Here is a 13,569-nt window from a genome sequence, read left to right on the forward strand (position 1 = left end):
TATGCGCACACTACTGTTGATACTGTTTGCTTCATTCATACTCGCTGCGTGTAAATCAGCGCCTAGTGGCCGCTATACTCAACATCAAGATACTGCGCCGAACCATGTGGCAAAAGTGCCTGAAACCTTGGATGCGGTCCCTAAATATGAAGCATATAGAATGTTTAACAGCCGCCCTTATAAAGTGCTCGGCAAACATTATACGCCGCTTACGTCTGGCAAAGGGTTCGAAGAAGTAGGTTACGCCAGTTGGTATGGTCAAAAGTTTCACGGCCATTTAACCTCAAATGGTGAAACCTACAACATGTTCGCCATGTCGGCTGCCCACAAAACCTTACCGCTTCCCTCTTACGTACGCGTGACGAACTTAGATAACGACAAGCAAGCGATTGTGCGAGTGAATGATCGTGGCCCTTTTCACGATAATCGCATCATCGATTTGTCTTATGCTGCGGCGGTAAAATTGGGTTATCACAACAAAGGCACGGCAAAAGTTAAAATTGAAGTCATTCACTTCGACCCCGAAAATAACGTTACGGTTGGCGTAAACCCAACGGTAACTTACGATGAATACATTGGCATTGCTCCCCTTCCCTCAGCACCAATATCATCAGACGTGGCTGCGAATGCGTCTGTACAAAGCGATAACCTTCAACAAACGTCAATTTCACTAGACGGTTACTTTATTCAAGTGGCAGCGCTATCGAATCAGAAAAAAGCAGAGTCTATTTCGAACGTACTTTCGGCGCTTTATCAGGTGCCAACACACATGCCAGTGGTAGGCAATGTGTATAAACTTCAACTTGGCCCTATTGAAGATGAAGCCCTTGCCCACGAATTGCTAGAACAACTTAAACAAAACGGCTACCCACAAGCTTACAAGATAAAACAAACCTTGTAGCCGTCCGTCCCCAAAAGCCCCATTCAAAAAAGCGCCCGTTCAAAAAACCGTCACAACTGTGGCGACAATGTGGCGAAACGCGTTTCAAATCTGTTATTTATGGCGCTTTTTCGTTGTTTCGTAGCCTAATCTCTATTAACAGCTAAACTTTTTGGTTTAACCCTAGTCGAACTATGCGCCTTACGTTAGAATTCTAAACTAAGTAGTAGTAATAACTGTATAGCGTGCCTGCTGTGCAGTTTTAAACGGATAATAAACGGTCAAAGAAAATAAAATCATGCTCAGAATAATTCAACGCGCTAAACCGTCTTTTCTCTCCTTCGCTTTTATGCTTTTCAGTGCGCTAGCACTGTCAGCTAATGCAGCAGTGGTTACTCCACCCGCTCCATCTGTAGCGGCAGGAGGCTTTCTTTTAACCGACTTTGAAACCGGACACGTTATCGCGTCGAAAAACGCAGACATGCAATTGGCACCTGCCAGCTTAACTAAAATCATGACCATTTATGTTATTGGTAAAGAACTGCAAGCCGGTAATATTAGCCTTTCTGACGAAGTAACCATTTCTGAAAATGCATGGGCCAAAAAATTTCCAGATTCTTCAAAAATGTTCATCGAAGTGGGTACACAAGTTACGGTAAGCGATTTATTACGCGGAATTGTAGTGCAGTCAGGTAACGATGCTTGCGTAGCGATGGCTGAGCACGTTGCTGGTTCTCAAGCAGCATTTGCAAGCATGATGAACGCACATGCCCAAGCACTTGGTATGACAGGCTCCCATTTTGTGAATGCACACGGTCTTCACGATCCTGACCACTACACTACGCCTCGTGATATGTCGTTAGTGTCTCGTGCATTAATTGCTGAAACTCCTGAAATGTACAAAATTTACAGCGAAAAAGAATTTACATTTAATGGCATCAAGCAATATAACCGTAACAGCCTATTATGGGACAAAAGCTTAAACGTTGATGGCATTAAAACTGGCCATACGTCAGACGCGGGTTACAGCCTTATTACTTCTGCCTCACAAGGCGACATGCGCTTAATCTCTGTAGTTATGGGTACAGATAGTGAAAGAGCCCGTAAGGTTGAAAACAAGAAGCTACTTAAATATGGTTTCCGCTTTTATGAAACGCTAACGCCTTACCACGCTGGCGATAGTTTTGTAGCACACCGCATTTATATGGGCGATAGAGAAACCGTAGACCTTGGAATTAACCAATCTACCCCCATTACCATTCCACGCGGCCAAGCGGCTAACTTAGAAGCCAATTTTGAACTAGATAAAAAACTAGAAGCGCCACTGGCTAAAGGCCAAGTTGTCGGCACACTTTTCCTTCAACTCGAAGGCGAAGATGTAGCCAGCTACCCCCTTGTCACTTTGCAAGAAGTGAAAGAAGGCAGCATGTTTAACCGCATTAAAGATTACATTATGCTGCAACTGGGCTTCGACGAAGCGTAACATAACGCATCGCTACACTAGTTCAAGGGCGGCCTGATTGGTATAATCGGGCCGTTTTTGTATTTAATGATTGTATAAAAAGGATATCGCATGAATACCCGTTTCGATGAACTTCTAGATTTTCCAACAAATCAAACATTTAAAGTAATGGGCATTGCTCATGACGATTTACCGAATCACGTAATTGAGTGCTTACAGCAGCACGCGCCAGGTGATTATTCACCCGCAGTGAAGCCAAGTAGCAAAGGTAATTACCATTCTGTATCGGTAAGTGTACGAGTGACCAGCAAAGAGCATATGGAAACTATCTACACTGAACTTGCTAAGTTAGAACTTGTAAGAGTCGTACTATAAGTGAGCACCCTAACCGACTCTGTCATTATTCGGCAACTGGGCAGACAAAGCTACGAGCCCACATGGGCTGCCATGAAAACGTTCACGGATGAGCGTGACGATACGACTGAAGATGAAATTTGGCTGGTTGAGCACGACCCTGTATTCACACAAGGTCAAGCAGGCAAGGCTGAACACATCTTAATGCCCGGTGACATTCCCGTGGTTCAAGTCGACAGAGGCGGTCAAGTAACCTACCACGGTCCAGGCCAGCAGGTTATTTATCTTCTTATTAATATTCGAAGACGCAAGCTTGGTGTACGTCACTTAGTGACTGCGATGGAAGACGCTGTGGTAAGCTTGATGGCCAAGTACGGTGTTACCGCCTACCCCAAACCCGATGCGCCAGGGGTTTATGTAGATGAGAAAAAAGTCTGCTCATTAGGGTTAAGAATTCGTCACGGTTGCTCATTTCATGGTTTGGCATTAAATGTTAATATGGACTTGTCACCGTTTCAGCGCATTAACCCATGTGGTTATGCAGGTATGGAAATGATTGATACCGCCAGTCTGAATGGCCCTGATTCGATAAGTGTTGCCGGTGAGTTTCTTACCGACTTACTACTTGAAGCGCTTTCCATTACGGAAAAACGACATAAAGAAGGTTTTGATGAGTAACGCACGACCTGTAGCTGGAGTTAAACTCCGCGACGACGAAAAAGTAAAACACATTCCTGTCACCATTATTCCTACTGAAAAGGAAGAAATGCTGCGCAAGCCTTCGTGGATCAAAATTAAGCTGCCACGCAGCACAGATAAAATTGACCACATTAAGAAGACATTAAGAAAGAATAAACTGCATTCTGTGTGCGAAGAAGCCAGCTGCCCTAACTTAGCTGAGTGCTTCAACCATGGTACGGCAACCTTTATGATTCTGGGTGACATTTGCACCCGTCGTTGTCCGTTCTGTGATGTTGCCCACGGTAAGCCGCTACCGCCAAGCGCGGAAGAGCCAGAAAAGCTAGCGAAGACCATTGCTGAAATGAATCTTCGTTACGTGGTAATTACCTCGGTGGACCGCGATGACTTGCGTGACGGTGGTGCACAACATTTCGTTGATTGTATCAACGCTATTCGCGAGCACAGCCCTACTACCACTATTGAAGTGCTAGTACCGGATTTCCGTGGCCGTATGGATCGCGCATTAGAAATTTTCAAGAATGGTGTTCCTGATGTGTTTAATCACAACTTAGAAACCATTCCGCGTTTATACCGCGAGTGCCGCCCTGGTGCTAACTACCAGTGGTCACTAGACTTACTTAAGAAGTTCAAAGCCCAGCATCCTGATATTAAAACCAAATCTGGCTTGATGATGGGCATGGGCGAAGAAAACGTTGAAATTGAAGGCGTTCTTCGTGATCTACGTGCTCATGACGTGGACATGTTGACATTAGGCCAATATTTGCAGCCAAGTCGTCATCATTTCCCCGTTAAACGTTATGTTCACCCTGATGAATTTGATGCTCTAGGCGCTTACGCCAAAGACATTGGCTTTACCCATGCAGCCAGTGGCCCTATGGTACGCTCTAGTTACCATGCTGACCAACAGGCAGCAGGTAAAGAAGTTAAATAAGTATAAAAAAAGCGGCTTTCACAGCCGCTTTTTTATTTGTGTTTACTTAGCCAGTGACCAACTTACTCGCCTTGGCTTTTGGATTTTACGTCGTCTATCCACATCGACATTTTCTCACTCAAGATAGGCATTGGCATTGCCCCATCGGTCAGTATATTGCTGTGGAACGCTTTAATGTCGAAGTCCTCACCTAAGGCTTCAGTGGCTTGATTACGCAAATGTCTGATATGACGCTCACCCACTTTATACGCTAGCGCTTGACCGGGAATAGAAATATAACGCTCTACCTCTGCAACCGCATCAGACTCAGCCATCGACGAATTCTCAAGCATATACGCAATAGCCTTCTCACGGCTCCAGCCCTTGGCATGCAGCCCAGTATCAACCACTAAACGCATGGCACGAAGCTGTTCATCGTTCAAGCGCCCGTACCACATGTAAGGGTCGGTAAACATACCCAGCTCTTTTCCTAAGCTTTCCGCATACAAAGCCCAGCCTTCACTGAACACGGTATAGCCGTTGAATTTTCTAAACAAAGGTAAGCCTTCCACTTCTTGCTGAATAGCAATTTGGAAGTGGTGACCAGGCGCGGCCTCATGAATACTTAAGGTTTCCAAACTAAACTTAGGTTGGGCTTTAAGGTCACGGGTGTTGATATAGAAAATACCAGGTCTACTGCCATCTGGCGCTGGAGACATGTAACTGGCTGCAGCCGAAGACGCTTCTCTATAAGGTTCTACTGCTTTTACAATATAATCGGCTTTCGGGAATACGCTGAAAAGCGTTGGTAAGCGGGCGTCTATATCCGTTTTTACATCGGTGTACGCTTTAATTAGCGCTTCATCAGACTCAAAGTAGAATTTATCGTCGGTACGAAGATGATCGAAAAACGCTGCTAAATCTCCTTCAAAGCCTACGGTTTGTTTAACCGCTTTCATTTCACCTAATATGCGCGACACTTCAGATAACCCAAACTCATGCACTTCATCGGCACTTAGCGGCAAGGTAGTGTTATCTTTAATTTTATATTCGTACCAGGCTTTTCCATTTGGTAAGTCTGAGTACCCTACAGTAGCGCGGGTGTGAGGCAAATATTCTTCTACTACGAAGTCGTGCAGTTTTTGATACGAAGGCACAATCATTTCAGTAATCATTCCTTCGTAGGCAGCGGCTAAGCGCGCTTTTTCATCGTCGCTAATATCTTCGTTTTTCTCAAGCTGATTAACGGGTCCGTAGAACACACTCTCAGAAGCTTTCTTCACTATATGAGCACTTAATTGCGGTACCATTTTCTCGGTGATAGCAGTAGGTAAGACAACCCCTTCCTCAATCCCTTTTTTCATATACAGGATTACACTATCGATAAATTCGACGTAGCCTTTAGTACGTGAAATGAAGTTTTCATAGTCTTTTACCGTAGCGAACGGCTGCGCAGATTGGCCAGATCCCAGCATGGGGAAAAAAGTATGCACGCCATACATTTGATTAATTGGCATGTACTGGCTACCAAACTGATAACCCGCAATAGCATGTTCTCTGTCACTTTTGAAAATATGGTAGCTGATCCAGTCTTGCCCACTAAGTTTAGACGCATCAATAGCATTAATGGCTGCTAAATAGGTTTGCTCATGAGCCTTTGATTTAGCAATAACCGCCTCACTTAACGGCTCGTTAAATTTATCGTTGTAATCGCTTACGCCATAAAATGTTGCCATCACAGGGTTTTGTTCTAACGACTCGTTGAAAAATTTAAGCGTTAGGGCTGCTAATTTTTCCGCCTCTGTTTTATTTGCTTTAACGTCTGTGATGTCTTTGACTTCACTAACCGCAGTCTGCAATTGTGTAGAAACCGTCGTACCATCTTGCTGATGCGCTGCGGCTGGTAAAGCCATTAAGGCGCTCACGATGGCAGCATTGAGTAAACTTATCTTCATTGTCTTCATTATTAAAAATAACCTGTCGTGTATTTATTATTAATTTACCGCCTAATATTGCCTGTTACCGCCTATTGATTACAAGGTTTTTGCGCGAACAGGATGACTTTACTTTGCGGGCTGTTAGAATGCCGTCATTCTGCCTAAACCCACATAAGAAGTGAGGTTACGCAATGCGTAAACATATCTATATTGCCTATACAGGCGGCACCATCGGAATGAAGCCATCAGATCATGGTTATATTCCAGCAGCAGGCTTCCTTGGCGATACATTGAATGACATGCCGGAGTTTCATCGCAGTGAAATGCCATTATTCACACTGCATGAGTACGATAACCTGATAGATTCATCGGATATGGATCCTTCTGACTGGCAACGCATTGCCGACGACATTGCAGAAAACTACGATAAATACGACGGTTTCATCATCTTGCATGGCACAGATACCATGGCGTATACCGCTTCGGCACTGAGTTTCATGCTGGAAGATTTAACCAAGCCTGTGATTGTTACTGGGTCGCAAATTCCTCTTGCAGAGCTGCGTTCTGACGGCCAAGTTAATCTATTAAACGCGCTTTATGTTGCCGCTAATTTCCCTATTGCAGAAGTGGGTTTGTTTTTTAATAACCGCTTATTACGGGGAAATCGCAGTCGTAAGGTAGATGCTGATGGGTTTAGCGCCTTCGATTCACCCAACTTCCCCCCCCTTCTTGAAGCCGGTATTAACATACGCGTTAAAGCCGGTGAACTTGCTAAAGAGTCGGATAAACCCCTTAAGGTTTCCAGTGTAAAAGCCCAGCCTATTGGTATGGTGAGCTTGTACCCTGGCATATCCTCAGAAGTCCTTAAAAACACCCTACAACAACCTGTTAATGCACTTATTTTATTAAGCTACGGCGTAGGTAATGCACCACAAAGCCCCGCGCTTATTGCCCAATTAGAGTACGCACGAGACAGACAAATACCGGTTCTTAACTGCACCCAATGTATGCGCGGTCGCGTGAATATGGGCGGATATGCCACAGGGCATGGTTTGCAGGAAGTGGGCGTGTTGTCTGGCAGCGATATGACCCCGGAAGCCGCATTGGCAAAATTGCATTATTTATTAAGTAAGAATCTGCCGTTTGAAACCATTAAAGCCAAGCTGACCCAGAATCTCTGCGGCGAGCTTAGCGAATAGGAATACACCATGACCACATCTTTTAGCGGTGCGCTTAGAAAAATGCACACGCATGCTGACGACAACAATACGGTTAACTACCAGCTTCCTATTGGGGAACATAAGGTCGATATAAACCCCGTTATCGGACAGAAGGTTTCTCTTGATTTTACGGGCGACATTAACTGCGTACATTGTAATAGAAAGACCAAGAAGAGCTTTAGTCAAGGCTATTGCTACCCTTGCTTAATTTCATTAGCTCAGTGCGATAGCTGTATAATCAAACCTGAAAAATGTCATTACCATGAAGGAACATGCCGAGAACCCCAATGGGGCGAAGAGCACTGCTTTAGCGAGCATTTTGTATACCTAGCTAACACTGGTAATGTAAAAGTGGGTATAACTCGCCACGTTACTGATGGCGTATCTTCTCGTTGGATGGATCAGGGCGCTACCCAAGCCACCGTCATGCTACGGGTAACAGATCGGCTCACTAGTGGCTTAGTGGAAATGCTTTGCAAAGAACATATTGGCGATAAAACCAATTGGCGCACTATGTTGAAAAGTGCGCCAGATCAGGTTGATTTACTTGAGCTTAAAGCCACTATATTGTCGAAAATTGCTGATGGAATAGCAGAAATTCAGCAGACAAAAGGGATACAAGCGGTATCTGAAGCCGATGGTGAAGTGCATAACATTCATTACCCGGTTGATACTTACCCTGAAAAAATTAAATCGATTAACTTAGATAAGACGCCAGAATTTGAAGGCGTGCTTACTGGGATTAAAGGGCAATATTGGATGCTAGATGGCGACCGTGTTATCAATATCCGTAAATATGCCGGCTACAATGTTAATCTGCATGTAGGATAAAATCTGGCTTAAAATGTAATGCCGAGCTCTCACGCTCAATCCGCGCAGATAAAATTACCTTATCTGCGCGGTTAGCTTTCTGCCTAAGCTTGTAAAGAAAAGCTTGATGCATTAACCCTGTAAAAACCAATAACATGGGCGTGAAGCTGGAGCCCATCTCTCAAGTGCCCAGCTCGCAAATGACTAGCACGCCAATACTGAAAGTTAGCGCCAGTATTCGAAGTAGTCAGAAGTATCACGTTCTGGTTTTGGCGCAGGTTCAAACGCCGGCGTACCTAAATATAAAAAACCAACAATTTCGTCATCATCGCTTAAATCAAAACCACGCTTTACCGTATCACATTGGGCATAACTTCCCGTTCTCCACATACCATTGAACCCTTGGGCTACCGCAGCCATTTGCATTGCCATTACCCCGCAAGACGCTGATGCAATTTGCTCTACGCGGGGCACTTTTTCATGCTCAACATGTTTAGCTATGGCCACCACAACCATAGGCGCTCGATGTGGTAACTGCACTGCCCGTTCAATTTCTTTTTGAGATTTATCGTTTTCGATAGCAGATTGCTCGTATAAGCTGCCTAGTTTATCTAAACCTTTTCCTTCACAAACAATAAAACGCCACGGTGTTAAACACGCATGATCGGGGGCACGAAGTGCAGCTTGCATGATGTTTTCAAGCGCTTCACCTGACGGCGCAGGCGCATTGAGTCTAGGTTGAGAGCTTCTGTTGAGCAGTAACGTAAGTGCATCCATTTCTGTATCCTATTATCGAACAAAGCGTTATAGGAAGATCCTACGTTCTATAATGAGAAAAGACCAGCATAGCTGGTCTATTTTAGGGGGCGAATTACCTCAAGCCGTTATCGCGCAATTTAGGGCGAAAGAAATAATCAATACTTACATAGCGACCACCACCATAGAAAAATAACACCAGTAACATGACAAAATAGGTAGCACCGAATTCAATACCGTTGTTTAGCACGACCAAACTGCCACTGGAAGTAAGCCAATCGTAGTTTCCATGGGTTTGCAGTAAAGATTTTGCAGCACTTAGCTTCTCAGGAGCTGCCATCACACTGTCGTTCATCAAAATAGTGCCATCGGCTAACCAAGATGATGCATCAGCAATGGCCAACCACCCATTGTCGATGTGCACAGTAAATATGGCCACCAACATGGTTACCATTAACGGAATAGCGACTAAGCGTGTAAGCAAACCAAATAGTAAAAATATACCACCGACTAACTCAGCTGCCGTGGCCAAAAATGCAAGCACAAGCGGGAATGGCAAGCCCAGTCCGTAGTCTTCATTACCAAACCAATCAACGATGGACGAAAAGCTACTCGCTTTATTCCAACCAGCCTGAATCATTACAGGGGCTAAATAAAGCCTTAACAACAGCAATGGTACTCCATCCGCCACACTTAGTTTTTTAAATAGGTTCGCGTATAATTGCTTTATCATTATTAAGAGCCTCGTTATTGGGACTTCGTTTTTAACGTCTTGTTATAGGAACGTGATGAAGTGAATAAACTTTCACTTAACAATAGAAAACAACCTCAAGGAACGCAAAAATCATCACCGCTTAAGCGGTTATTCGTTCGTGGGCACAAAAAAGTAGGTTATAAAAAAACCACTGGCGACTTGATGATGCAGCTAAGCGCGAATGATCATAAGCACATCGCTGAAGTGATTGCACAATGGCTCACAGATGACGAGAATGCCCATAAGTGAGTGACTTTGCGGTACAATCACAAACAATTACAAATAAGTTAGCGATCTAGTTTCGATTCGGTAACATAATAGAGTTAAACAAACAGAAGGTAATGTAATTTATGGCTGCCAAAGGAAACTGGACTAAATCCTTATTTATTGGCCTGTGGACGGTTTTAAACTTCACCCGTAAGCTTTTTTTCAATGTCATTTTTCTGGTGATTTTTGTTGGCATAATCATTGCGATTACCTCTCAAGAAGACGACCAACTTACGGTAAAAGCGAATAGTGCGCTTTTACTCACCTTGAACGGACAACTCGTTATTGAAAAAGAAAGTGTCGATCCGTTTGAACAGTTTTTACAAGATGCCATGGGTTCAGAGCCTGATAATCCAGAAGTACTTGTGCGTGATGTGGTAAAAGTTATTGAAAACGCTAAGCAAGACCGACGAATTAAGGCATTGGTTTTAGACCTTCAAGGTTTATCTGGCGGCGGTTTGGACAAACTTCGCACGGTAGCGCGAGCCATCAACGATTTTAAAACCTCTGAAAAACCTGTGTACGCCATTGGTGATTATTACACTAAAGAGCAGTACTACCTTGCAGCTCATGCGAATCACGTTTATCTCAATCCTATGGGTTCATTACTGCTAGATGGCTATGGTCGTTATGGCATGTATTTCAAAGATTTCTTGGAAAAGCTTAAAGTGACTACGCATATTTTCCGTGTAGGTACTTATAAGTCTGCCGTAGAACCGCTTATTCGCAACGATATGTCTGAAGCAGCTAAAGAAGCTGAGCGTAAATGGTTAGACGGTTACTGGCAGCAATATAAAGAAGACGTTGCCGCTGCCCGTGGCATTCCGCTTTCCAACTTTGATGAAACACTAGAAGGCTTGTTGGCTAAGTTTGAGCAAGCTGGTGGTGATTTTGCCAATTACGCCTTACAAAATAATTGGGTAGATGCACTAAAAACCCGCGAAGACGTACGTGTAGAACTTACTGGCCTTGTGGGCGAAAACGAAGACAATCACGGTGTTAACGTAACTAACTTTAACACCTACTTAAAAGTCGTTAATCCTCCCCTACCGTCTATCAACAGTGACATCGACCAAGTTGCGATTGTAGTAGCGAAGGGCACTATTTTAAACGGCAATCAAAAAGCTGGCACCATTGGCGGCGACAGTACCGCACGTTTACTGCGCAAAGCACGTTTAGATGAAAACGTGAAAGCGGTAGTACTGCAAATAGATTCGCCAGGGGGCAGCACGTTAGGTTCAGAGATTATCCGCCAAGAAGTACTTGAGTTGAAAAATGCTGGTAAACCGGTTGTGGTTTCTATGAGCACATATGCAGCATCAGGCGGCTACTGGATTGCAGCAAACGCCGACCGTATCTTTGCTAGCCCAAGCACTATTACTGGATCTATCGGGGTATTCGGAATGTTTATGACGTACGAAAACTCGCTTGATTACTTAGGCATTCACAGTGATGGCGTTGGCTCGAATGAGCTAGCAGGCTTTTCTGCAGTACGCCCTCTCGCGCCAGAATTTGGCCAAATTTTGCAACGCAACGTTGAAACGAGTTACGGCAACTTCTTATCTTTAGTATCGAACGCTCGAGATATGACGGTAGATGAAGTAGATGAAGTTGCACAAGGTCGTGTATGGATTGGCACCGATGCCTTAGAGCTAGGATTAGTTGATGAACTGGGCACATTAGAAGACGCAGTTAATGCGGCGGCAGAATTCGCTGCACTAGATAACTACGACACTTTCTATGTTCAGCGTACACTTTCAGCACAAGAGCTGTTTTGGAAAGAGTTCTTTGGTCAAGCCTTTACGTTTGTTGGAAAGTGGCAGTTTGCTAATTCAGACTCTGCGCTAATTAATGAATTTAAACGAGTGCTTGGCGAGTTCGATATCTTTAACGAACTGAACGACCCTATGGGTACTTATATTCTTTGCTTGCAGTGCCAAGTAGAGTAATTAATAACTTTGGTAAGGTACTACCATAGCAAGCCATGATTTAACCTCTCTACAGCGTCAGCATATTGCTGATGCTGTAGAAGGCTGCTACCAACGCGCTGATAAATATTTTAAGCGCACATTCCCCCGCCCTGCGCTTACCTTTAGACGCTCTGGTAAAAATGCAGGCACCGCGTTTTTGCAACAAAATCGCATTAATTTGCACCCCGAACTATTCAAACAGAATGAACACGAATTCATAGTAGATGTTATTCCTCATGAAGTGAGTCATTTGCTTACTTGGCAATTGTTCAAGAAGGTAAAGCCCCACGGCGTGGAATGGCAAGCCATCATGATTGATGTATTTCACCGTCCGGCTAACGCAACCCACAGTTTTGATATTGAAGGTGTTATTGGCAAGCAGTTCAGCTATGCCTGCCTTTGCAGTTCACACCAGCTGACAATAAGACGACATAATAAAATTTTGAAAGGGGCGCAGTACAAGTGTCGAAAATGCAATGGCGTGCTGATAGAAGAGAAATCGGTAAGTTAGCGGTTTAGTTCGTTCGTTTCTTACTTATTTAGTTCGTTTAATAGTTACTTAGGTAATTAACCCGCTAGCTAGCAAACATGCCAGGCACAGCAAAACCTAACTGAGTTTTAACGGAACCAATGTTTAGTAAATACGTTATCTAAATCGTTAAAAGCGGTTTTGAGTAACGCCGCAAGCTCTTTATATTTCGGTTTCGATTTAACCGACGATACGTTGCAACCTTCCGATCGCATTTTACTGTGAATATCTTGATACCAGCTGTTTAATTGCGGCGGTAAGTATTGGTTTGAACGATGACCCAACCACAATAACCCTTGTAGCGGAATGCTTAAAAAGAAAGCACCTATGGTGATGGTTTGCGGAATATAGTCTGTGCCCATGTTCTGAAGTAACAATGCACACGAAAGTATTGCCGCAGGCGGCATAGTTTTGATAGCAAAACGCGTGGCCGCAACTACCCGGCATTCAGGAAAGTAGGCATACAGTTCTTTTTTGACAGGCCAGGTTTTCATGTAGTGCTGGCCATCTTTTAGCATTGTAATCACAGACTGTGACATAAACCACCTCGTTTCACTTCAGTAAATAGCGCACTCTGGAAGCCTTATCCTTGCTATTCAATAGCCAGTTAGCGCCGCTTTAACGCCGGATTGGCTCGTGATTATAACAAGTATAAACATCATGCTTATTTAAACGCTGTTTTTGCAAAAAAGCTCAGTGATAACACTAATGCTTAATTATAAGCCCAATACTTAGCGTTAACATACATAGCGTTAATATGGTGCCAAACACTGATTCCTAAAGCACAGATTTAACGTATTGCTACAACCTGAATTGTAATACGAATTACGCCTAATACAACGCAAGTTCGTCGCAATAATGCTGCTTTTCATTATAAATAATTTAAAAACAGCATTAATTACCTAATTAATGCTAGCCAATCACATCCGATGGGTGACTTTTCATCATCATGAAGGCATCATAATGCCCTTCTTTCAATGCTATTTTCCGAAGGTATCGTGTTTTTCGAAGGTATTGG

Annotated in this window: 14 protein-coding genes; 10 read left to right on the forward strand and 4 right to left on the reverse strand. The window is 43.8% G+C overall.

Going from position 1 to position 13,569, the window contains the following annotated elements; genetic code table 11:
* Position 1: 1 nt before the first annotated feature.
* The 5 genes from AVL57_RS06375 to lipA all read left to right on the forward strand — a co-directional run bounded on the left by AVL57_RS06375 (position 2) and on the right by lipA (position 4,329).
* Positions 2-901 (forward strand): septal ring lytic transglycosylase RlpA family protein, encoded by a 900-nt coding sequence (locus tag AVL57_RS06375; protein ID WP_057792232.1) that lies wholly within the window; start codon positions 2-4, stop codon positions 899-901.
* A gap of 277 nt (positions 902-1,178) precedes the next feature.
* Positions 1,179-2,363 (forward strand): D-alanyl-D-alanine carboxypeptidase family protein, encoded by a 1,185-nt coding sequence (locus AVL57_RS06380; RefSeq protein WP_057792234.1) that lies wholly within the window; start codon positions 1,179-1,181, stop codon positions 2,361-2,363.
* Between the two features lie 90 nt (positions 2,364-2,453).
* Positions 2,454-2,717, forward strand: a complete 264-nt coding sequence (gene ybeD / locus AVL57_RS06385) for a DUF493 family protein YbeD (RefSeq protein WP_057792236.1) — start codon at positions 2,454-2,456, stop codon at positions 2,715-2,717.
* Entirely contained in the window at positions 2,718-3,374 is a 657-nt protein-coding gene (gene lipB, locus AVL57_RS06390) for a lipoyl(octanoyl) transferase LipB (RefSeq protein ID WP_057792238.1), read from the forward strand.
* Complete coding sequence (lipA, locus tag AVL57_RS06395) at positions 3,367-4,329, forward strand: lipoyl synthase (RefSeq protein ID WP_057792240.1); 963 nt, start codon at positions 3,367-3,369, stop codon at positions 4,327-4,329. The genes lipB and lipA overlap by 8 nt, the downstream gene beginning before the upstream one ends.
* A 62-nt stretch (positions 4,330-4,391) precedes the next feature.
* Here the strand turns inward: lipA and AVL57_RS06400 are convergent, their stop codons facing one another.
* Positions 4,392-6,272, reverse strand: a complete 1,881-nt coding sequence (locus AVL57_RS06400; protein WP_057792242.1) for a DUF885 domain-containing protein — start codon at positions 6,270-6,272, stop codon at positions 4,392-4,394.
* A 164-nt stretch (positions 6,273-6,436) separates the two neighbouring features.
* Between AVL57_RS06400 and ansA the strand changes: the two genes are divergently transcribed.
* A complete protein-coding gene (ansA, locus tag AVL57_RS06405) occupies positions 6,437-7,444 on the forward strand; it encodes an asparaginase (RefSeq protein WP_057792244.1) in 1,008 nt (335 codons plus the stop codon).
* 9 nt (positions 7,445-7,453) lie between these two features.
* Positions 7,454-8,296, forward strand: a complete 843-nt coding sequence (locus AVL57_RS06410) for a DUF2797 domain-containing protein (RefSeq protein WP_057792246.1) — start codon at positions 7,454-7,456, stop codon at positions 8,294-8,296.
* 204 nt (positions 8,297-8,500) lie between these two features.
* Here the strand turns inward: AVL57_RS06410 and AVL57_RS06415 are convergent, their stop codons facing one another.
* Both AVL57_RS06415 and AVL57_RS06420 read right to left on the reverse strand, forming a co-directional pair.
* On the reverse strand, positions 8,501-9,052 hold the full coding sequence (locus AVL57_RS06415) for an NAD(P)H nitroreductase (protein WP_057792248.1): 552 nt from the start codon (positions 9,050-9,052) through the stop codon (positions 8,501-8,503).
* A 94-nt stretch (positions 9,053-9,146) separates the two neighbouring features.
* Positions 9,147-9,764 (reverse strand): HvfX family Cu-binding RiPP maturation protein, encoded by a 618-nt coding sequence (locus tag AVL57_RS06420; protein WP_057792250.1) that lies wholly within the window; start codon positions 9,762-9,764, stop codon positions 9,147-9,149.
* A 60-nt stretch (positions 9,765-9,824) separates the two neighbouring features.
* Here AVL57_RS06420 and AVL57_RS06425 point away from each other — a divergent pair, with 60 nt between their 5' ends.
* From AVL57_RS06425 to AVL57_RS06435, 3 genes are all read left to right on the forward strand, one after another.
* Complete coding sequence (locus AVL57_RS06425) at positions 9,825-10,034, forward strand: hypothetical protein (RefSeq protein ID WP_057792252.1); 210 nt, start codon at positions 9,825-9,827, stop codon at positions 10,032-10,034.
* Between the two features lie 101 nt (positions 10,035-10,135).
* The gene (gene sppA, locus AVL57_RS06430; RefSeq protein ID WP_057792253.1) at positions 10,136-12,001 is read left to right on the forward strand and encodes a signal peptide peptidase SppA; all 1,866 of its coding nucleotides are present in this window, start codon (positions 10,136-10,138) and stop codon (positions 11,999-12,001) included.
* A gap of 64 nt (positions 12,002-12,065) precedes the next feature.
* Positions 12,066-12,533, forward strand: a complete 468-nt coding sequence (locus tag AVL57_RS06435) for a SprT family zinc-dependent metalloprotease (protein ID WP_057792255.1) — start codon at positions 12,066-12,068, stop codon at positions 12,531-12,533.
* A 107-nt stretch (positions 12,534-12,640) separates the two neighbouring features.
* Here the strand turns inward: AVL57_RS06435 and yfbV are convergent, their stop codons facing one another.
* Positions 12,641-13,090, reverse strand: a complete 450-nt coding sequence (gene yfbV / locus AVL57_RS06440) for a terminus macrodomain insulation protein YfbV (protein ID WP_057792258.1) — start codon at positions 13,088-13,090, stop codon at positions 12,641-12,643.
* Positions 13,091-13,569: the final 479 nt, after the last annotated feature.

Origin of the sequence: Alteromonas stellipolaris (assembly GCF_001562115.1) — a bacterium.
GTDB lineage: Bacteria > Pseudomonadota > Gammaproteobacteria > Enterobacterales > Alteromonadaceae > Alteromonas > Alteromonas stellipolaris.